Below are 21,807 nucleotides of genomic sequence, written 5' to 3' on the forward strand. Positions count from 1 at the left end.
GGTACTGTAAATTATTAACCCCTATGCTATTATTTCCCAAAAAAAGGAGGCTGGCAGACCGTTTTAAAGACTTTGTAGACATCCATTGCCATATAATTCCGGGCATAGACGATGGTGCGAAGAATCTTTACGAATCTTTTTACTTAATAAATAGGGCCATGAATATGGGTATTACCGGCTTTATTGCCACCCCACACGTATTATCGGATTTATACCCAAATACCCCGCAAACTATCGCTAATGGTTATGATGAGATAAAAAAGTATTTGGAAGAAAAGAAAATAACTCCTTCGGTTTTTAACGTGTCGGCAGAATATATGGTAGACAGTGAATTTGAAAAGCTTTTGGAAGATAAAAATCTCTTGTTTTTAAAAGACCGCTATGTATTGATTGAGTTGCCCTTTTTACAGGTCCCAATGAACATGGAACGAATTATCGAGCAGCTTACGTCAAACAATTATATTCCAGTTTTGGCACACCCCGAACGATACCGTTATTTTCACCATCAACAGTTTTTGCTTAAAAATTTAAAGGAAATGGGGTGCCTATTGCAACTAAATGCTTTATCCTTAGGAAATTATTACGGAAAGAGTATCCATAAAATGGCCATAGACCTTGTAAATTCGGGTTACATTTCTTTTATAGGAACAGACATACACAACCAGCAACACATTTCTAAGCTGGAGGAGATTGTTTTAACAAAGGCGATCGATCATGAAATCAGTAAAATTATAGAGAATACCAAAAACACTTTCGGTACCGTTTAAAACCATTTCTTCTTTTTGTTATCCTTTTGAATGTATCCGTACCCCATTTTGGCTCCATACCCTAAATTGGCTGCCTTTACGTCGTTAATAATCAACGATATGTTTTTTAGCTTTTTATCAATATAAAGTTCCTTTACGAAGCTCAACAATGACTTTTCGGTATAGTTGGCACGCGTAACATATATAGTCCTGTCGGCATATTTGCTAATCAAAACGGTATCTGTAACAGGCAATGTCGGTGCCGTATCGACCAGAATAACATCGTATTTGTCTTTTACCGTTTTAAACAAGGTATCCAACCGATTGTTCATTAATAATTCGGCCGGATTGGGCGGTATTTTTCCCGATTGAATAACATCCAAGCTGTTAAAAGATAAAACTGGCTTGATAATATCATCTATTTCGGCATCTCCATGAAGGTATTCTGAAAGCCCTATTTGCGAACTATTTGTAATAAAATTGGTCAAGCTTGGCTTTCTAATATCGGCGCCAATAAGCAAGACATTTTTATTTGAGTATGCATAAATAGTAGCCAGATTGTACGATACAAACGACTTTCCTTCACCCGGAATGGTAGATGTAACATAAATTACCTCTCCTTTACCACTGTCCTTTTTGTTAAAAAGATAGTCAATGTTCGTCCTTAATATCCTAAAAGATTCTGCAAGGACAGAACGGTCGTTTACCTGTATTGTAAGCTCTTTTTTATGTTCAATATGCGGTAATTGAACCAAAACGGACATATTGGGAAGTGTCTCTGTAATATCTTCCTTTTTATGAATTTTGGTGTCCAGCAATTCTTTAAAATAAATAAAGCCAAAAGGTAACAGCAAACCTAAAAACAAACTGGCAAAATATATTTTTGTTCCAGACGATATTGGCCTATAGCTACTGTATGCAGGCTCTATTACTTTGGCACTTGGAGAGGTAGCTGCCATGGAAATGGCAGATTCTTCTCGCTTTTGCAATAAGTATAGGTAAATGGTTTCCTTAATGTTTTGTTGTCGTTGGATATCCCTGTTTTTCCTTTCTTGGCCTGGTACAGAAGAAATCCTGGAATTGATAAGGTCTTCTTGAGCCCTTAAATTGCTTGTTTGTATGTTAATCGTGCTTTTTAAATTGTTTAAACTTTGCTGCATGGAAGACCTAAGGCCGTTTAATTGCTGGTCTAGTTGAACCACTATGGGGTTGTTTTCCCCCGATGTTTTTAACAGCCTCTGACGCTCCAGGACAAGTTCATTGTACTTGGTCGTTATGGACGAAATATTAGGGTCGGACAGCCCAATGTTCGTGGGCAAGAGTTCGTTGTTTTCCTGAGACCCAATATAATCGCTCATATAGTTTACCGTATTGAGCTCTGTCCCTAATTGGATTAAATTTTGTTCGTTTTGGGCACCGCTCTCTAAAAATATCCCCGCTTCCGAAGTAATATCCGTTAGTTTGTTGCCTACCTTAAAACGTTCCTTGGTTAAATCTACTTCAGAAAGGTCGGTAGCTATTAAGTTTATACGTTCGTCTATAAACTCGGATGTGGCTTTGGCCACCTGATTTTTTTCTTCGATGGAAGATTGGTTATATACTTCCGTTAGTTTGTTTACAATATCTTTAGCCTTATCCTGTACCGGATCTGTTAGGTATATTGAAACAATATTTGATCCTTTTGAGATGGACGACACCGAAAGTTTGTTTTTATAGTGTTCCCGCACGCTGCTTACAGGTTTTATTACAACTTTTAATGGTTCTCCTGTATATTTTTTAAAATACTGCAAATTGGGTATTACAATAAGGCTACCTAAACTGGTTGGTACGTTTTCTCCAAATAAATATGTCTTTGGTTGCCCATCGTTAATGGCATAACTAAAACTTGTCTCAGAAATAATAGTGATGGTAAAGCGTAAGGAAGATTTATTAATAGCCGAGTCCTTGGCCAGAAAATTTAGTGTAAATGGCTGATTTTGATATATTTCAACATCGCTAATACGGCCTTGTGCAAAAATTTGAAGGTTAAGCTTTAAATCTTCAACCACGGTTTGCATAAGTTCCCTTGACTTGAGCACCTGTATTTCCCCTTCTACTTTTGTAGAGCTAAAAGGGGTTTCCGACAATCCTTCCAAAACAGAAGCCTCGGGAGAAAGTTTAGTTTCATCGGCAATTAAAATAGTGGCTTCGGCACCATAAATTGGTTTGGAATAACGAAGAACCGCAAATGCTATGGCCACGCATACCAAAAGACTAAAAACAAACCAATACCATTTCTTTAAATAAGGTTTTATAAACTCTTTAATGTTGACCTTGGATGGTGTTTCCTGTATATCTTGTAAATTCATTATCGTGTAATTGCAATAATAGCAGTAAGCATGATAGAAAATAACGAAAGCCCTATCGTTAACCTACTGTCCAGGTTAGATGTTTTTACTACTGAATTGTTTGGCTCTATGTAAACCACATCATTCTGTGTTAGGTAATATACCGGAGAATGTATAAACTCCTTGGTAGTTAAATTGATACGCGTATACGTTTTTGCCCCGTTAAAGTCTCTTATTACCAATACGTTATCGCGCCTTCCTTTAATATCCAGGTCTCCTGCCAGGCCAATGGCTTCTAAAATGGTTATCCTTTCGCCGGCCACGTTGTATGTTCCCGGTTGCCTTACCTGCCCTAAAACCGTAACCCTAAAGTTTTTTATCCTAATGTTAACAATGGGGTCTTTTAAATATCCGCCCTCTATCAACTTTGTCCTGAACAGTTCTTTTGCTTCAGAAGTAGATAACCCCAATAATTTTATCTTCCCCAAAACGGGAAAATCAATAAAACCTTCTTTATCAATTACATATTCCAGTTCCTGTATATCTTCGCCGGAACCCTTGGTTAAATTAAAGGGCGTTGTTGCGGCCATGTCGAAACTGGAAATATAAATACTTAAAATATCGTCTATTTTAAATTTTGGCTCGAAAGTATTGGTTTCTACCTCTGTTTCAAATTGTTGGGCATTTTGCAAATAAACAATATCCTTACGCGATCCGCAGGAAATTAAAAACAGCATAATAAAGAGCGTAGTTATCTTAATGTAATTATTTATTTTACTAATAATCATTTCGTTAGGTATTTAGCAAGTATTATAAATTGTAACTATGGGGAACAAAGTTTAGCGATTGCAATATGGTATAATTGGGCATGGTGGTTTGCAGTACCTTGGTGTCCAAATGTTCGTAATCGGAGTTTTTGGATACAAATTCGGGCACAATCTCCTTGAGTTTCTTTACAATAATATTTTTGTCGTGATATAAGTTTAAAATACAAAGGGCATCTATTCTGGCTTTTAGTTTTTCGTAGTCCATCTCTTTTACCTTGCTTATCATAATTTTTTCGTGGTATGTCGGCAAGGTATTTTCGCCATTGGCCAAAAGTTCTTCATAGAGTTTTTCCCCGGGCCTAAGTCCGGTAATTTTTATGTCTATATCTTCCGGATAGCGTAGTCCAGAAAGACGGATCATGTTTTTTGCCAGGCTCATGATCTTTACACTCTCGCCCATGTCGAAAATAAAAATCTCTCCTCCCTGTCCCATTGTTCCGGCCTCCAAGACCAATTGCGAGGCTTCGGGGATGGTCATAAAATACCGGGTTACATCTTTATGGGTAACGGTTAACGGCCCGCCTTTTTCCAATTGTTTTTTAAATAACGGGATTACCGATCCGTTAGACCCCAAAACGTTTCCAAACCTTGTGGTTATAAATTTTGTATGCTTGGACTCTTTTTGGAGGCTTCCAATATAAATCTCGGCAGTACGTTTGGTAGCGCCCATTACATTGGTTGGGTTTACGGCTTTGTCTGTAGAAACAAATACAAATTTGTCCACTTTATATTTTAATGCCATTTTAGAAACAATGCGTGTCCCGCCAACATTAATTTTTACGGCCTCATAAGGATTGTGTTCCATTAAGGGTACGTGCTTGTATGCTGCTGCATGAAAAATAATATTGGGTTTATAGGTTTCAAAAACACTTTCCAGTGCGTGTTGGTCCCTGACATCGGTTACAATGGGATAGAAATTGTTTATCCCGCCCTGCTTTAATTCCTGCTGAAGGTCGTATAGGGCAGATTCGGCAATATCTACCAAGATGAGCTTCTTAAAATTAAAAGCCGATAATTGTCTGGATATCTCGCTCCCTATGGATCCCGCCGCCCCGGTAACAAGCAATACTTTTCCGTCGAACTCCTTTTTAAGCTCCTTGTTTTCAATATTAATGGGCGTTCTGTCTAACAAATCTTCCAGTTGAATGGGTTTTATTTGATTGACGCTCAGTTCGCCGTTCATCCATTTGTCAATGGGCGGCACCACTTTTATATTGGGCACAACATCGATTAATTCATCTATGTTCTTTCTCAGTGTTGAAGATGAAGTATTTTGAATGGCTACTATAATTTCGTTTATTTGATGCTTTTTTATAAAAGCTTCGTTTACAGAAGTCCTTCCTATTATTTTGGTCCCATTTATGCTGTTTCCTATTTTGTCTTCGCTATCTTCTATAAACGCTACTACTTTATTTTTTTGGTCCATATTATTAACCAGCGCATTGTGGGTCATAATCCCCGATTCTCCTGCACCGTATATCAATATATGCTTTGTAGACTTTAACTTACAGTTAATGTATTGGTAGGCTATTTTAAAAACAAGCCTGGTTTTTGCCAGTACAACAAAGTTTAAAAAGGCGTGCATTATTATAATGGATTTAGGGATGGTAATTCCCGGAACCATGGCCAGTTCTTTATTGGTTACTACAAAAACCGATGTTAAAACGGCCAAAAGCATTGTGGCCAAAAATATTTTCATTAAATCTTTTACACCCGTATACCTTATCACTCCTTTATAAGACCCTGTAATTAAAAAACTCATAAGTGCCAGAACCCCGACAATTGGCATTTCTTTTAAAAAACTGCCTACATTAAAATTTAACGTTAAGTGAAAACGTATAAAATACACCAAAAAGAACGTAATCAATACCAGCATTATATCTATAGCCAGTACCAGCCATTTGGAGGCATATCTCGGGGCTTTGGAAATTAGGTATTTGTAAATCATCTCAGTAAGGTATTTTTAATTAGGTTGGTTACTTTTTCCAGGTCTTCTTCAACAAGGTTAGAACCACTGGGCAAGCAGAGGCCCCTGTCGAAAAGCATTTCAGATACACCGTTGGTATATGCAAGGGCATTTTTAAATACCGGTTGCAGGTGCATGGGTTTCCATAAAGGCCGGGAATCTATGTTTTCATTTTCCAGGCACAAGCGTACTCTTTCCCTTTCTTCGTAGGAATTTAAAAGAATTGTGGTCAACCATCGGTTGGACTTCGTTCCTTCCGGTTCCCTTAAAAAATAAATACCCGGTATATTTTCAAGACGTTCACGGTAATATTGATAATTCTTCCTTCTTGCCAATACGCGGTCGTTAAGCACTTCCATCTGTCCTCTTCCTATTCCGGCTACAACATTGCTCATACGGTAATTGTAACCAACCACGGAATGCTGATAATGAGGTGCATTGTCCCTAGCCTGTGTTGCCAGAAAAACGGCTTTTTTCTTTAATTCCTTATTTTGCGTAACAAGTGCCCCGCCCCCGGAAGTTGTAATAATTTTGTTTCCGTTGAACGATAAAATGGATATATCCCCAAGTGTTCCGCATTTTATGCCAAGATATTCGCTCCCCAATGCTTCTGCACTGTCTTCAATTACCGGGATATTGTATTTCTTGCTTATTTGGTTAATGGCCAAGGCATCGTAAGGCATTCCATATAAATGGACTGCCACTATTGCTTTTGGTTTTTTGTTTTTTTGTATCCCTTTTATAATTGCTTCTTCCAATAATGCTGCCGAAATGTTCCAGGTATCCGCTTCGCTGTCTATAAAAATGGGGTTGGCACCTTGGTACAAAATCGGGTTGGCAGATGCCGAAAAGGTGAAACTCTGGCAAAGCACATCGTCTCCAGGACCAACGCCTAACAGTACAAGCGCTAAATGAATTGCAGAAGTACCCGAAGCTACAGCGGCCACATGCACATCTTCTTTTAAATATAAGGCTATGGCTTCTTCAAAAGCATCTACATTTGGGCCCAAAGGCGCTACCCAATTGGTTGAAAAAGCTTCGGCTACATATTTTTGTTCGGTGCCGCCCAAGTGTGGTGACGATAACCATATTTTTTTGTTTGTTGCAATCATTTTACTCTTATCTTTTTCATAAGAGTTAAGCGAGAAAGTAAGATTTTGGTTGGTTGGCAAAAACAAAAAAGCAATTGCCCCTTGTTTTTTAAATGCACCGAAATAATAAGAATAAAAACTTAAGATGAAGTTACATAGCAATTTGATTGCTAGATAAGTATAAGCTTTTTCAATATTAAATCAATACGTTGCTATTAATCAATTAAATATCAAAAAAGAACAGTGTAAAAGTAATAAAGTATTCAATGAACAAATTGCTAATTCGGTGAACGACGGGTTAAATTCGGTTAACTACTTTTTTGTAAACAAAACGTTAAAAAAATGGTATTTTATCGTCTTTATATGCATTTCTTCTTGCTTTATTCGCATTGATATCGTAATTCTCTTACAGAAACGCCATTTAAAGAACAAATGAAGTTCATTGTCGATTATCATAAATTTAATAGAGTAGTTTCCAAGAAGACTTTATATTTGTATCGTCTTTTTTATTTGTGGCAATGTAAACTTGTTGCAATTATTATAAAACCCACGATTCTATAATAAATTACTTTCAAAAAAAATAACGTGAAAAAAATAAATAAAATCTGCTGTATCGGTGCAGGATATGTTGGCGGGCCCACCATGTCTGTAATTGCTTATAAATGCCCAGGTATAGAAGTTACCGTTGTAGACATTAACGAAAAAAGAATTGATGCATGGAACGATAAAAACCTGGATAATTTACCCGTTTACGAACCCGGACTAAAAGAGATTGTTGCCGAAACCAGAGGTAAAAACCTATTTTTTTCTACCCAAATAGACAAGGCCATTGATGAGGCAGACATGATATTTATCTCGGTAAACACTCCTACCAAAACCTATGGTAAAGGCAAAGGGCAGGCAGCAGACCTTAAATATATCGAGTTGTGTGCCCGCAATATTGCCAAAGTTGCAAAAACCGATAAAATTGTAGTTGAAAAATCTACCCTACCGGTACGCACGGCCCAAGCCATAAAAAACATTTTGGACAATACGGGAAACCATGTAAATTTTGAAATTTTGTCAAATCCCGAGTTTCTGGCAGAAGGGACTGCCATTAACGATTTGTTGTATGCAGATAGGATTCTTATTGGTGGAGACGATACCCCCTCGGGAACAGAGGCCAAAGATGCCCTTGCCGCTATTTACGGGCATTGGTTGCCCGACAATAAAATTTTAAAAACCAACATATGGTCGTCCGAGCTTTCCAAGCTGGTAGCAAATGCCTTTTTGGCACAGCGTATCTCGTCTATTAATTCTATTTCTGCACTTTGCGAAAAAACCGATGCCAATGTACAAGAAGTCTCTAAGGCAATTGGCCTAGATAGTAGAATTGGCCCTAAATTTTTAAATGCTTCTGTTGGATTTGGCGGTTCTTGTTTTCAAAAAGACATCCTCAACCTTGTATATATTGCCAAAACATATGGTTTAAATGAAGTTTCCGATTACTGGGAGCAGGTTATCCTTATAAACGACTATCAAAAAAGAAGGTTTGCCAATAATATTGTTAGCTCCCTGTACAACACCGTTTCCGGTAAAAAAATTGTTTTCTACGGATGGGCCTTTAAAAAAGATACAAACGATACCCGTGAATCGGCCGCTATTTATGTAGCCGATGCCCTGTTGGATGAACAGGCCGAAATTGTGGTATACGACCCAAAAGTATCCGAAGAACGTATTTATGCCGACCTGGATTACCTTAATACCCGTACCGAAGAAGAAAACCGGAAACTGGTTACCGTTGTAAAAGAACCCATTGAAGCTACCAAAGAAGCACATGCCATTGCCGTTTTAACCGAATGGGACGAGTTTAAAAAATACGACTGGGAAACTATCTATAAAAACATGTTGAAGCCTGCCTTTGTCTTTGACGGAAGAAGGATACTTGACAAAGAAAAACTCAACACATTAGGCTTTAATTATTACCGCATTGGCGAAGGAGCTTGAGTTTGTTGATATGCTGTTATGTTGTTACGATGCTATGACGCTATTTTGTTGAGAGGTGAGAGAATCAAAGTTACAGAGGGACAGAGTTGCAAAGATTCAAAATTCAACTAACAACGAGTAAAGTTCCAGTCACTTCGACGAAGGAGAAGTCACATAAAGTAATGAGTCAATAAGTTAATGAAGAAAGGGTTTTTCTAGTTTAGAGTTGAGAGTTTAGAGATTAGAAGGTTCAAGTTTCAGGTTTTAAATATCGCTAACATAAAACAATTAACTAACCCCTCATCACTTTTCCCTATTCCCTAATAACCATTAACAATTAACAATTAACAATTAACAATTAACTAACCCCTAATCACTATTCAAGGTTTGGGGAGGCTTCGTTATTTACAGATATCGCTATATGTAGACAATGCTTTATTCCAAAGAGTTTTTTGATCGTATTTGTTTATAACACAATCTCTTGCCTGATTGCTTAAAATTGTTATTTTTTCAGGATGGGTTATAATTTCTTCCATGGCCTTCATCAAGGCTTCCATGTTTTTTGGCGGAATTAAAATTCCGTTATAATCATTTTGTATAATTTCATTACAACCCGTAATATCTGAAGATATGGCGGGCGTTTTCATGGCGGCAGCTTCCATTAATACAATTCCAAAACCTTCTCTGTATGATGGAAATGTAAAGATGTCCATTAATTTTAAAAAGGGTTTTACATCTTTTTGGTACCCTACGTGAAATATTCCGGGATGTGTTTTTATTTGATCCTTTATTTTGTGTGATACAGGATCCTGAATATCTTCATATATACCTACCAATAACAGTCGGATATGTGAGTATTCGTCATAAAGGGAAGAAAATGCCGATACGAGCTCGTTAATGCCTTTGTCGCCCACAAGTCGGCCTACATATCCAAAAATAATGTTCTCCTTTGTAAATTTTACTCCTTCAATTTGGGCTGTTACTACATTATCGGGATTAAAAACCTCTGTATTGATTCCGTTAATGCTCCCATTCCATATAATTTCAACCGGTTTGGAAGTTATTTTATCCTTGTATAGCGTACTTTTTACGCCATGACTTACAGAAAATACATGTGTGGCACAATTGCAGGCAATCCGTTCCATGCACATTAAAAATTTTCTTTTAATGCCCGATGTGCCTTCGTAGCGCAAACCGTGTAAAAAGTAAATCCTGATCGGGGTTTTATTAAAATACGATGCCAACATACTAAGCAACCCCCCTTTTGGGGTATTGCCATGAACTACTTTTGGTTGTATTTTTTTTATGAGCCTATATAGTTTGTACAAGCTTTGAATATCGTTTAATAATGAAATTTCTCTTTTAATAGTTATGGCGTATGTTTTTACCTTTTCGGTTTCTTCAAAATTTTGCAATCGTTCTCCGGGGCTTGAAACTGCTTCTACATTAAAACGTTTTTTTAACACCTGAACTTGCCCCCTAAAAAAATTTAAAGACTGTGGAACTGTGGTTACTATTAAAAAAGTATCTTTCATTTTTTATGAGGCTTAGCTTTGTAAAATTGGCTAAAAAGCCATTCATTGTTAGAAAAAACTTTAAAAAGTTCTCTTTTTTTATTTGTAGACCTAAACTGCAAAGGATATAGATCTATATTTTTTAACTGACAGATTATTTCTTTAAAAAAGGAATAGTCTTTGGTTTTTGTAAAAAGTATCTTTAGTAATGTAATAGTTTGCTCGTTTACCTTTTCCCTACTTTTTTTATAAGCAACGGAATTTTTAGTGATGATATCTTTGCTAAAACAATCTATTTTTTTAATTGCATCTAAAATATCGGTGACCAATTTTTTGTTTTTTAACTCATTGTGGCTTCTGGTAATAGATCCCGTGGTTTGCACAAAACTGGAAACAATGGTGTTTACTCCCATAATTTTTTCTGCCAGAAAAACAGCTTTAAAGTTAAACTCAACATCTTCTACATATACCTTTTCCCTAAATTGAAGTTTGTTTTTTTGTAAAAACGCCTTTTTATAGAGCCTAACGCAAGCCGATTGATGATAGCCGTGGCTAAAATATTCGGCTCCAGAATAGGCTTTGCCTGTTAATAGTTGTTTTACGGTATAGATTACCTTGCCATCTTCCTGTATTCCCTGTGCGCCAAAATCTAAGATGTCCAAATTGTTGTCAAGGGCTGTTGTAATAATCTCTTTTAAAACATTTTCGTTTAAGTAATCATCAGAATCCAAAAACAAAACATACGTTCCTTCGGCATGGTTTACCCCCGTGTTTCTTGCACCGCCAAGTCCCTTGTTTTTTTGGGAAACAGTTTTAATATTGGTATGTTTTTTGGCCAGCTTATTAACTATTTCCATGCTGTTGTCAGGGGTTTCGTCATCAACTACTACTATTTCGTAATCGTTTTTGTCCAAATTCTGCTTCAGCGTAGACAGTATACATCTTTCAATATACTTTTCAACATTATAAACAGGTATTACAATACTTAAATGCATAACTAGACTATAGATTAGGTTTTACAAAATTCAATAAATAGGTAAAGAGGAAATACATCAATAAAACAATACCTAAAACCTGATGTTGATAATTAAAAAACCTTTTTTTAAGAAAAGGATAAAAAATTACCACGGCCAACATAAACCAAGACAAATAGGCAAACCTGTTTGAAAAATTGGCCGTAATTACCAAAATCCAAAAAGCATTAGATATTAAATAGGTGCCATAAATACGATGATACATTTTGTCGGTAAACTTTTTCTTGAAAATAAAATACCATCCGGCAAATGTTCCGGTGGCACTGTACAATAAAAAATCCCATCTAAAACCTGTATTCGAAAAAGCACTTTTATCAACATCGGCCAATAAATATTGACTTAAGCGGTCGTCGGCAAAACCCAAGCTTGTAAATATCATAATAAACAGTGAACCAAAGACCAACGAAAGTGGAATTGCCGCAAACCATGCAATTAAATATGCCTTTGGAAAATTTAAAAAGAATGTAATCACATAAGCGGCGGTAGGCAAGTACATAGATTGATGGAAGGTACACGATAGAAAAACAATTAACCCCGAAACAATGGGCTTTTTGTGGTATGAAAGCCCCAAAATAAAAATTGATGTGGCCATTCCGTTTCTAATGCCGTTTACACCATAGGCATAAAATGAAAATGAAGCAACGAGGGCAATAAAGCAATAGATCCAGTAATTTTTAAAAAACCTCCCGCATGCTACGGCCAATGGCAAAATATAAATACAGGCACAGATAAAAAAGAAACCATTAATCGTGGTAACCAAGGCCGAAAACTTTACTAAAAAGCCAAAACCAAAATCGCTACCGATATCTATGGGACTTCCGGAAATTTCCCGTTGAAACATATATGCATAAGTGGTCATGTCTATAAATTCCCCGCTTATGGGCCTTAACCCAATAAAGAATAGTATAAACAGGGCATATGGCCAGCCAATAAGCCCAAGGTATTGTTGAACCTTTTTATCCTGATAGTCCATAATCTGCGTATGGAATACCGTAAGGAGTATTACGGCCGCCTGCATATTATAAAAAACGGTACCATATTTTTCTATGGGAAAAAGGTCGAACATAGTTGGTTATTTAATAAGGTCTTTAAAATCTTTGTAATTGTTTATCAGTGATATTTGTTTGCTTTCTTCCCCGTTAATGGCCAAATCCATGGCTTTGGGTATTGCGGCAAAATCATACTCTTTTATCAATGTTATTTTTTTATTGTGTTTTATCCATTCGTAAGACTGGATTATTTTATGGTTGTTGTTAAGGAAAACCAGGGCAGGGGTATTGGTGATATGACAAAAAATCATTCCGTGCAGCCTGTCGGTAACAACAAGTTCTGCCTTTTTAAAGGCCTCCCAGATAGCAAAAAGTGCTGTCAGCCTTTTTTTCATGGAAAGCTGCGTTCCGCCTACATGGGTATCGTAATAATTATGGAGTTTAAACCTTTTTTTAGTGTACTCGATTAATTGTTTTTCTTGTGCGGGATTTAGTTTCTTTTCTTTGTCTTCCCGTAGGCAAATAATAATTCCTTCCCTTTTATATTTGGGAATTGTCCTGTTTAATGTCATAACAATATCGGGCAATAGCAATACTTTGTTGTTGGGAAAGTTGTCTTTAAAAAAGCGATACGATTTTTCTTCTCTTGCTATTAAGGTTAAATGTTGGTGAGAGCCATACACCTTTTTTGCGGTGTCCAACTTTTTTCTTCCGTCGGGAGCAATAGAAAAATCTATTGTTTGAGGAAAAGACACTATTTTGTTGTTCGGAAATGCTTCTATTACCAACTGCCTAAAATATTCTATTTGGTGGTAAAGGTCGCCCATGTTCCCACCGCCAACAGTGGTTATTATATCGTTGGGCGTAACCAGTTTTTTTAGCATTGTTAATCCTTGCAAGGTTTTGCTTATGGGAATTTCAATAACCTGCCGTTCCGGGAAACATTGCTTTAAAAATGCATGTTGGGCATAGGTAATGGCCACATCGCCAAGGTTTCCGTAATCGGCTGCCAAAAAAATATAAACGCGGGACTTTTTATTGTTGAAACGAAAGAAAGGTTTTTTTGAGCCCGAATATTTTAGCTTTGCCAAGTGCAACCGTACTTTGGTCTCAAAAGAAATCCCCTTTTTTATTTTTTTAATTATGCTGTCTTTTTCCATGTCTTTAGATACATTGTTAAGGTTACCAATCTGTATTTGATTATTTTTTTGTAGATGAAATCAATTTTAGACACCGGGACATACCAGTTGATGTATTTCTTTGTTTCGGTATTTTGAAACATTTGGTCGATGTACATTTTTTTTTCTGAAGCCGTTAAGTTATTTTCATAGAGCAACAGGTTGTTAATGCAATATTGTATACCAAGAACGAGGTTATGGGCCAGTGCTTTGTTAACAGCTGCTTCGGTATAGTTCCAGTTGTTAAGAAAAGCTTCAATGGCCTTGTGTTTTTTCAAAATAAGGTCGAAAGAATCTTTATGGTAGGTTTTTATAAGTGTTTCTACATTTCTGTTGATATAATGATATAAATGTTCTTTTATAATAATTACCGCACTTGCTTTACAATAGGCCCTAGAGTTAAAAAGCATATCTTCTACAAGGGAAATTCCTTTATCGAAGCGGAGATTATACGTATCTATTATTTTTTTAGAATATACTTTGTTCCATGCATAGCCCAATAAATTGAGGAGTTCCGCCGATAATTCCGGAGGCGATGTCAATGTCCTTAAAAAATGAGCATCTTTGTAGGCTATTTTTTGTTGCTGAAGCAATTTGCCGTTATCGGTTTCGGTATCCAGAAAATAGCCAAAAACATATATATCGGCAGGTGAGACGGTTATTTTGTGCACAATGGTCTCCAGCAGATTGTTTTCAATCCAATCGTCGCTGTCAATAAAATATAGGTAATCTCCTTTTGCACGGTCAATACCGTAGTTCCTTGCATCAGACAAGCCACCGTTGGGTTTGCTCAGGATTGTTACCCGGTCATCTTTTTTTGCATATCCTTTGGCTATTTCCCTGCTTTTATCCGGCGATCCATCATCTACAATAAGCAGCTCAAAATTTGTATATGTTTGGCCAAGGACACTTAAAATACACTTTTCAATATATTTCTCGACCTTATATACGGGCATGACAATAGTAAAAAAGGGATGTTTCATGGCGTTACATATTTAAAGTCGATATAGTTTTCGGTTGCATTTTCCTTTGGGTGTATACTACATTGGCTACTTATCACCACGGCATTGTTGGGCACATCAAAATTCACAAAGCAGTTGGGGGCTATTAAAACATTGTTTCCAATGGTTATGTTTCCAACAATTACCGTATTGGCACCAATCCATACTTCGTTACCAATTTTGGGTACCCCTTTTTTTTGACCCCTATTTTCTTGGCCAATGGTAACCCCTTGTGCAATATTGCAATTGTTACCAATAACAGCATCGGGATTTAATACAATATTGCCCACATGGCCAATAAACAGGCCGCCGCCTATTTTGGTGGTTGGCGGTATTTGTACTCCATATAAATATCCAAAATGGCGTTTTAATATTCTAAAAAAGATGCCTTGTATTGACGAACCACTATATTTTGCCGTTTTTCTGTATAAGAAGGTATACAAAAATGCAGGGTTCAGTAGTTTTTTAATCAACTGTTTACGGCCGGTACTTGCTTGGTACCTATATAGGTCGGCTTTTATTATTGCATCCATTTTAGTATCATTTTAGCAGTGTATCAAAAAGCATTTCTACTTTTCCGGCATTGTTTAGATTTTGGTAGTATGTAGATTTTAACTGTGTTTTCTCTTTAAAAAGATTTATTAAATCTGGGTTTTCCAATAGGTTCAACAAACCGTTATGCAAACCATCTTCGGAGTTTTCCACAATCATTCCCGTATTCCCGTCGTCCAGTATTTCGTCCATTCCGGCACAGGCGGTGGTTAATACCGGGGTGCCCAATATAACCGACTCTGTAACGGCCGTACTGTATCCTTCCTCAAAAGAAGAACACACAAAAAGGTCGCACTTGGCCACATATTTATGCGGGTTGCCCTGAAAGCCCAATAGATAAACGTGGTCTTGCAATTTATTTTCGGCAATAAGCTCAAGCAGCTCATCTTTTAATTCGCCATCACCAATAATATATAGTTTAACATTGCTATGTACCTTTACTATTTGGCCCATTACGTTTACCAGTCTTTTATAGCCCTTTTGGCGGGTAAGCCTTCCAACGGTGCAAAGGTTTACCGTTTGGGGATCAAGCTCGATATTGGTTACTTTTTCCTTTCCGTTATCCAGTATCCACTGTGTTTCCACGACATTATGGATAACATATCCTTTAGAGCGGTCAATGTCTGCTATTTCTATTAAGGAAGCCAAGGAGCGCTTGGAAACGGCAACAACGGCATCGAATTTTTCATAGCAATGAACCATTTCTTTGGTTGATTGAAATACCTTTTCAATGCCAAAATTTTCAAGGTCGATATGCAGCCACGATATAAGTTTTGTTCCCTGGTGCGGGCAACCGCTTACCATGCGGGTTGGAACGCCTTCCAGGTATGCAACGATTACGTTGTATTTGCCCTTTATGAACAATTTGAACAATTGCCTTGGCGTAAGTATTTTTTGAATGACCGACCACCCCCTGAAGACTTTCTTGAAAATAAACTTTTGCTTAATTGCTGGATCGAGCCCGTTTCTATTGATGCCTTCTTCAAAATAAGTCAACAGCGTTACATCGTACTTGGTTAAATCTATGGAATTCAATAAATTAACAAGTACCTTTTCGGCACCGCCACCCCTTAAGTCGGGATGAACAAATAATATGGTTGGTTTATGTATCATATTAAAACTTTAGTAATGGCTTTATGGGGAAGTATATTTTATTTTTAAAGCAAAAGATAACGAGCCTCAACCTGATCGGGATGTTACCGGAAGCTTTATAAAACCGAAAACAATATTGGTACATTTCGTTGTTACGTAATGCTTTTATCCTTTTTAATTGATAGCCATCGGGGTGGTTTAGCTCGTTTGCCAATATAAAAAACAAGCTATGCTCTATATAATATCTTGAAAAATCAACTGTATATTCCCTGTCGGTCAATCCATAGTGCCGGTATATGTCCAGCTTACTTTTAAACTGATTTAAAAGATGCTTGGTAAGGTTGGGCTTAAAATGCCTTTGTGTAATAGACAATGGGTTGTTTACATAATGATAGAAGGCATCTTCAATGGCATAAATTCCATTGGCGTTTAGGTAACAGAGTAAATTGAAGGTAGAATCTACGCCGACCCTTAAATTTTCGTCATGGCGGATGTTGTTTTTATCCAGAAGCTCCTTCTTAATTAGGTTGGTCCATGTAAACCATAACAATTTAGAAGCATGGGAATCTTTTTTTAAAAGCGACAAAAAATCGTTTTTGGAAAGAACGTTGTTCTTGGGGAAAGGAGTGCTCCTTTTTTCAGAGCGACCGTTTTGCTGGTAAAAGTAATTGTAATTTACAATATCTACATTTTGTTCCTTGGCTATTGCAAGGGCTGTTTTGCATAAGTCGGGTTCAATATAATCATCGCTGTCCAAGATTAGAACATATTCCCCTTTGGCTACCAAATAGCCTTTGTTAACGGCAAATGGTTTTCCACTGTTTTTTTGTGTTATTAATTTAAACCTGGCATCTTTTTCTTTAAATTTCCCGCATATGTTATTAGAGTTGTCCGTAGAGCCATCATCAACGGCAATAACCTCGATGGTTTTTAAGGTTTGCGACAATATGGAGGCAATGCATTTCTCCAATTGCTTTTCGGCATTGTAAACAGGGACTATTATGGAGATATCTACGGGGTTCATTTTAAGAACTTTTAATAGTGTTTAATTTTTTAAATGAAGTTTTTATCAATTCCTTTTCAAAATCATCAAGAGAAAAGTATATACATGTAAAATAGATCATGGAATAAATAAGTACTTTAACTGAAAAAATGTACCAGCCCGAACCTTGTATTTGGGCAATGCATAGATATCCCACGGCAATGGCAACAAGAAACGATATAAAAAGTGGCAATGTTCTGGAAAAGTAATGTGCCATATTAATAGCGAGGCTCTTTTTTAAATACCACCAAATGCAGGCCCTTTCTATAAACATAAAAACAACCGTGCAGACTATAAGCCCCAATGCCCCATAAGTAAGGGAGTAATACCACCCCAGCATAAAGCCCAGCAAGGTGGTAACAATTAGGGTTACCCCCCTGAACGTCATTTTGTTGTGTGCCTGTAAAATATTATTGGCAAACCCCTGGCTTAGAATAAACGTAAGGCCGATCATGATAAGCAGGGTGTAGCTATAAGCTTCTGTAAATTCGCTGCCTACCCAAAGTATAATAAATTGCTTTCCGGTAAGTATAAAACCGCCAAAAACAAACAATAAAACCAACAGTAGGATTCTAGATATTTTTATAAACGTATCGGTAACAATAACGCTGGGCTCGTTTTTTACTACCATTTTCATTGCCTTAGGCTGAAATAAAGAAGAAATGGCCCCCGAAAAAGCGCCATAATAAGTCCCCAAGGTTACCCCTACCGCATAAATGGCCACAATGGCCGTCTCGTAGTTCAGGCCAAGGATAACCTGCCCAAATTGCCACCTAAGCTGATTAACGATACTGAAGATAAAGATCCAAATGGAATACCCTAAAATTGTTTTCAGCAAAACTTTATCAAACTTGTACAAGCGTATTTTTACTTTCAGCTTTTTAAAAACAACATAGGCCACACTGGCCATAAAAAGCAGGTTCATACACGTATCTACTATTACAATGCCAATAGAATTTGCTCCCATGAGCAAAATGGCAACAATCAATACCGAGCGGATAATGTAGCGTATAATGCTAATTGTTTTTGGTGCAATAAATTCTTCATATCCATTACATATTCCGGTAAAGGCGCCCCCGGGCAGGGTAATAGAAAGGTTGAATATTAAAATACCGGCCATTATTTTGGCTTTCCTTAGTTCTTCGGCATTCATGGTATCTCCAAACAGCCCGTTAATGTTAAAGTATAATACAAGGCCAACAACTACAATAATCAATGAGATAATGGCATACATTATAAAGCACAGGGCCAGAAAGTTGGCTTCTTCCTTTTTGTTGTTTTCGGCACGGTACTTTGCCACAAACCTTATTATGGTATTGTTAAGCCCTAGGTCCAATACGCTCATATACCCAATAAAAGCACCTATCATGGTATAGAGACCATACTCTGAAGCACCTAAGGACCTAATGATAAATGGAGTAAGCAGGATGCCAACAATATTGGTTAGAAATATTGTTGCATACGATAGAATAGCACCACCTTTTATTTGCTTTGATAACATGTTGTTATTGTAAATTCAATTAACATTTATGGTTGCTATTAATCCTATTTAATGACAATTGAATTACCGTAAGCCGGGGGTATAAACATGTGCATAATTAAGCGACCAAGCTTAAAAGGGTTGCCGTGTTTATGTTGTTAAAGATCAAAAAAAACTTCTAAACTGTGTAGATAATAATTTGAAATGCAAAATATTTAGGTTGAATGGCACTTTATAATATACTGAGTTAAAAATTGGTTAATGAATAATTAAAGTTCTGGTTTTTGGTATTGATTAATTGTTAATAGGTTTTCTGGCTTTATGTTTAAAGGTTGAAGTTGAAAATTCATGGTTGCAGTTGACACAATGTAAGTGGCGGCCGGTAGTTTTGGGTTTGCAGTTGGCAAAATGTAGTTGGCAGTCGGCAGTTCTGGGTTTTGGGACGGCAGTTCTAGGTTTTGGGACGGTAGTTCTGGAATTGCAGTCGGCTGAACTCAGTTGGCAGTTTTTTATCAATTGATAATTGTTGTTAGGGAAATTGTTAATTGTTATTAGTTAATAGGCTAACTAATGCTAACAACGAAAAAGTGACTAGAGCTCTACTAGTTAATCATTGTTAGATGAATTTTGGAACTTTGAAACTTTGCAACTTTGAACCTCTGCAACTCTGAACCCTCAACCCTCAACTAGAAATACCCTTTTCCTTATTAACTTGTTAGTTTATGCGACTTCTCCTTCGTCGAAGTGACTGGAAATCTACGAGTTAATTGTTGGCATACGAGTTAATTGTTGGCAGATGAATTTTTAACTTTGAAACTCTGAATCCTCAACTCTAAACTAGAAAAACCCTTTTCTTATTAACTTATTGACTAATTGCCTTATTAATAATATGCAACTTCGATCCCGACGCTATTATTGGTCGGGATCGAAGCGACATTAAACATTATTTTATGATATGATTATAGTGGGCAATCCAAATAAAATTTATTCCATTTTATTATTCTGCAATACTATATTCTCGGAATTGATTTGCTCGACCTCCGTATTCATACTACTGTTTTTTATGGTGATGTTTTTACAGTTATCCAGATACAGCTCTCTAGAAGATGAAAATTTACATTCATCAAAAGTAATACGTTCGCTGGAGCTGCCAATAGCATCGTTCAAATTGGTCAAGTATAATGGGCGGTGTGTCACGCTAATATCTTCACCTTTTATGGTTACGTTTTTTGCAACCGTAGTTTTGCCCATTGCAAAATATGCATAACTCACGTCCCTGTCGCTAGCAAATACATTGTTTCCTATTTCGGCATCTTCTATATTGGTAATGTAAATGGCTTGCTTAAAGTCATAAAATTCGTTTCCATTCACTTTTACATTAAAGCTTCCTACACGGATAGAAGTATCGTATCCCGCTATTTTGTTGTTGCTTGCCTCGATATTATATGTCAACTCTTCATTTGCAACGGTATAATGGTCAAAACCAATACCTACATTTGTTTGGATATCCGGTTTTGCTTTCATGGTATTTCCGGTAATCTTCACATCATGACCTGCGTTGATCCCTATTCTGTTATCCATTGTATTGTTTTCTATGTTGATAAAATCAGCAGTAAAAACAAGTACATCGGCCACATGATTGCCCGTAAATTTATTATTTTTAATGGTAACGTTTTCCAACTGCTCATATGCATAAAGCGAGCCGTCGTCTTTTCTCTCCCTGTATGCTTCAAGGTCGATTCCTATTTCCGGGGCAGTCCCCTCGTAATCTTTACCAGAACCGTGTTCGCCCCCGGCTCCCGAAATGGTACAGTTTTCTACCGTAATACCACTCCCGTCGGTTATTGAAATATTGTTTCTTCGGCATTTATCTATAAAGCTGTTGCTTATCACCACATTTTCAGATTGAAAGTTTCCATCCTTAATAGAACCGTCCCTTTCCCGTATAGAAGAACCTTGTACCATAATTCCGTCGCCACTTCCTTCGTAAATATTTACATTATCAACAACTACGTTATGCGAACCCAATATCATGAGTAGGCCACCATATTCATGGGTATTTCTTGAAACGCCAACTTCATCTACAACCGCAGAATAATCGTGTGTGTAACGGTCTCCTACTAAATTCCCACCTTCAATGGTTATATTTTGGCCTTTAAAAGTAGTAAGAAGCCTGCTGAAGGGGTTGTTAGTAGGTTGTACCCTAAGAAACGTATTGTCGCTCATAAGAATATGTGTATCCGTAGGTACTTTAATGGAATTATCAGCATAACTATACGGAGGATGATTTGTAAGGCGCTTTCCATAGAAATAGGCATCCAATTTATCAATTTCAAAAACCTCGCCGCCAATTTCATGAGTAAGTTCTAATGCAACATTTATATGTTCTTTATTCTGAAAGGCATTTTCATCAGAAGTTTTTCCTTCCACCATATCCCATCGGGAAGGTTCGAAAATAAAATGGGGGTGTTCTATTTTTACATCGCCGTCTATTTTCAGGTCAATATTTAATAACTGACCATCGATTACCCCGTCTCCGGAAAAATCCAAACTTCCGTTTACTATTTCTCCACCGTCGAAATTTAATTTTACACCCGATGCCAATTGAATGGACTTACCGCCCAAATCGTAATCGCAACTAATGTTAAGGGAAGCATTTGCCTCTGTAGCGGCAAAATCGTAATCACAGGGAATATCTACCGCATCTGTAATTACATTATAGGGATCGTCTGAATCTTCAGGATCCGGATCGATTATTTCCGTATTATCATCCTCTCCATTAATTAAAGACTCCAAAGCCTTATCATCTGTACAGGACGTGAAAAAAATCATCAATAAAATCAACAGCATCGACCAGCTATTTTTTTTCATGGTTAAGTTCTTTTAAAATTAATTTTAGTATTGAGGCTTGTTTAAAAACAATAGACGAAATGCATATATTACCGACAAAATACCTCTTTATGTATACGTTGTATAACTCCGTTTGGACTACAAGTCGTACAA

16 protein-coding genes are annotated in these 21,807 nt (G+C 36.9%); 2 read left to right on the forward strand and 14 right to left on the reverse strand.

The genetic code is table 11. From position 1 onward, the window contains the following. The first annotated feature begins 23 nt into the window (after nt 1-23). Entirely contained in the window at nt 24-767 is a 744-nt protein-coding gene (locus UXI14_RS00415) for a CpsB/CapC family capsule biosynthesis tyrosine phosphatase (RefSeq protein ID WP_335964300.1), read from the forward strand. Here UXI14_RS00415 and UXI14_RS00420 read toward each other — a convergent pair. The 4 genes from UXI14_RS00420 to UXI14_RS00435 are packed head-to-tail and all read right to left on the reverse strand — an operon-like array spanning nt 764 to nt 6,978. After that, complete coding sequence (locus UXI14_RS00420; RefSeq protein ID WP_335964301.1) at nt 764-3,094, reverse strand: polysaccharide biosynthesis tyrosine autokinase; 2,331 nt, start codon at nt 3,092-3,094, stop codon at nt 764-766. The two genes, UXI14_RS00415 and UXI14_RS00420, sit on opposite strands and share 4 nt — an antisense overlap. Then, a complete protein-coding gene (locus tag UXI14_RS00425; protein WP_335964302.1) occupies nt 3,094-3,861 on the reverse strand; it encodes a polysaccharide biosynthesis/export family protein in 768 nt (255 codons plus the stop codon). Before UXI14_RS00425 ends, UXI14_RS00420 begins: the two co-directional genes overlap by 1 nt. A 22-nt stretch (nt 3,862-3,883) precedes the next feature. Next, nucleotides 3,884-5,848, reverse strand: coding sequence for a nucleoside-diphosphate sugar epimerase/dehydratase (locus tag UXI14_RS00430; protein WP_335964303.1), 1,965 nt, complete (start codon nt 5,846-5,848; stop codon nt 3,884-3,886). Then, nucleotides 5,845-6,978 carry an aminotransferase class I/II-fold pyridoxal phosphate-dependent enzyme gene (locus tag UXI14_RS00435; protein WP_335964304.1) on the reverse strand — a complete coding sequence of 378 codons (1,134 nt, stop codon included), beginning with the start codon at nt 6,976-6,978 and terminating at the stop codon, nt 5,845-5,847. Before UXI14_RS00435 ends, UXI14_RS00430 begins: the two co-directional genes overlap by 4 nt. Nucleotides 6,979-7,542: 564 nt before the next feature. Between UXI14_RS00435 and UXI14_RS00440 the strand changes: the two genes are divergently transcribed. After that, nucleotides 7,543-8,943, forward strand: a complete 1,401-nt coding sequence (locus UXI14_RS00440) for a UDP-glucose 6-dehydrogenase (protein ID WP_335964305.1) — start codon at nt 7,543-7,545, stop codon at nt 8,941-8,943. Nucleotides 8,944-9,323: 380 nt separating this feature from the next. Here UXI14_RS00440 and UXI14_RS00445 read toward each other — a convergent pair whose 3' ends face one another. The 10 genes from UXI14_RS00445 to UXI14_RS00490 form a co-directional block, all read right to left on the reverse strand. Beyond that, on the reverse strand, nt 9,324-10,457 hold the full coding sequence (locus UXI14_RS00445) for a glycosyltransferase family 4 protein (protein ID WP_335964306.1): 1,134 nt from the start codon (nt 10,455-10,457) through the stop codon (nt 9,324-9,326). Then, nucleotides 10,454-11,431 (reverse strand): glycosyltransferase, encoded by a 978-nt coding sequence (locus UXI14_RS00450; protein WP_335964307.1) that lies wholly within the window; start codon nt 11,429-11,431, stop codon nt 10,454-10,456. Before UXI14_RS00450 ends, UXI14_RS00445 begins: the two co-directional genes overlap by 4 nt. 7 nt (nt 11,432-11,438) lie before the next feature. After that, entirely contained in the window at nt 11,439-12,536 is a 1,098-nt protein-coding gene (locus tag UXI14_RS00455) for an EpsG family protein (protein ID WP_335964308.1), read from the reverse strand. 6 nt (nt 12,537-12,542) lie between these two features. After that, the gene (locus tag UXI14_RS00460; protein ID WP_335964309.1) at nt 12,543-13,619 is read right to left on the reverse strand and encodes a polysaccharide pyruvyl transferase family protein; all 1,077 of its coding nucleotides are present in this window, start codon (nt 13,617-13,619) and stop codon (nt 12,543-12,545) included. Beyond that, nucleotides 13,601-14,620 carry a glycosyltransferase family 2 protein gene (locus UXI14_RS00465; protein ID WP_335964310.1) on the reverse strand — a complete coding sequence of 340 codons (1,020 nt, stop codon included), beginning with the start codon at nt 14,618-14,620 and terminating at the stop codon, nt 13,601-13,603. The genes UXI14_RS00460 and UXI14_RS00465 overlap by 19 nt, the downstream gene beginning before the upstream one ends. Further along, a complete protein-coding gene (locus UXI14_RS00470) occupies nt 14,617-15,171 on the reverse strand; it encodes a serine acetyltransferase (protein ID WP_335964311.1) in 555 nt (184 codons plus the stop codon). The genes UXI14_RS00465 and UXI14_RS00470 overlap by 4 nt, the downstream gene beginning before the upstream one ends. A 7-nt stretch (nt 15,172-15,178) precedes the next feature. Next, nucleotides 15,179-16,303: a glycosyltransferase gene (locus UXI14_RS00475; RefSeq protein ID WP_277898951.1), complete on the reverse strand. Its 1,125-nt coding sequence runs from the start codon at nt 16,301-16,303 to the stop codon at nt 15,179-15,181. A 1-nt stretch (nt 16,304) separates the two neighbouring features. Beyond that, nucleotides 16,305-17,306: a glycosyltransferase gene (locus UXI14_RS00480; RefSeq protein WP_335964312.1), complete on the reverse strand. Its 1,002-nt coding sequence runs from the start codon at nt 17,304-17,306 to the stop codon at nt 16,305-16,307. Nucleotide 17,307: 1 nt separating this feature from the next. Then, complete coding sequence (locus UXI14_RS00485) at nt 17,308-18,825, reverse strand: oligosaccharide flippase family protein (RefSeq protein ID WP_335964313.1); 1,518 nt, start codon at nt 18,823-18,825, stop codon at nt 17,308-17,310. Between the two features lie 963 nt (nt 18,826-19,788). Continuing rightward, nucleotides 19,789-21,675 carry a right-handed parallel beta-helix repeat-containing protein gene (locus tag UXI14_RS00490; RefSeq protein ID WP_335964314.1) on the reverse strand — a complete coding sequence of 629 codons (1,887 nt, stop codon included), beginning with the start codon at nt 21,673-21,675 and terminating at the stop codon, nt 19,789-19,791. Nucleotides 21,676-21,807 lie beyond the last annotated feature (132 nt).

It is taken from the genome of Galbibacter sp. PAP.153 (assembly GCF_037029175.1).
Lineage (GTDB): Bacteria > Bacteroidota > Bacteroidia > Flavobacteriales > Flavobacteriaceae > Galbibacter > Galbibacter pacificus.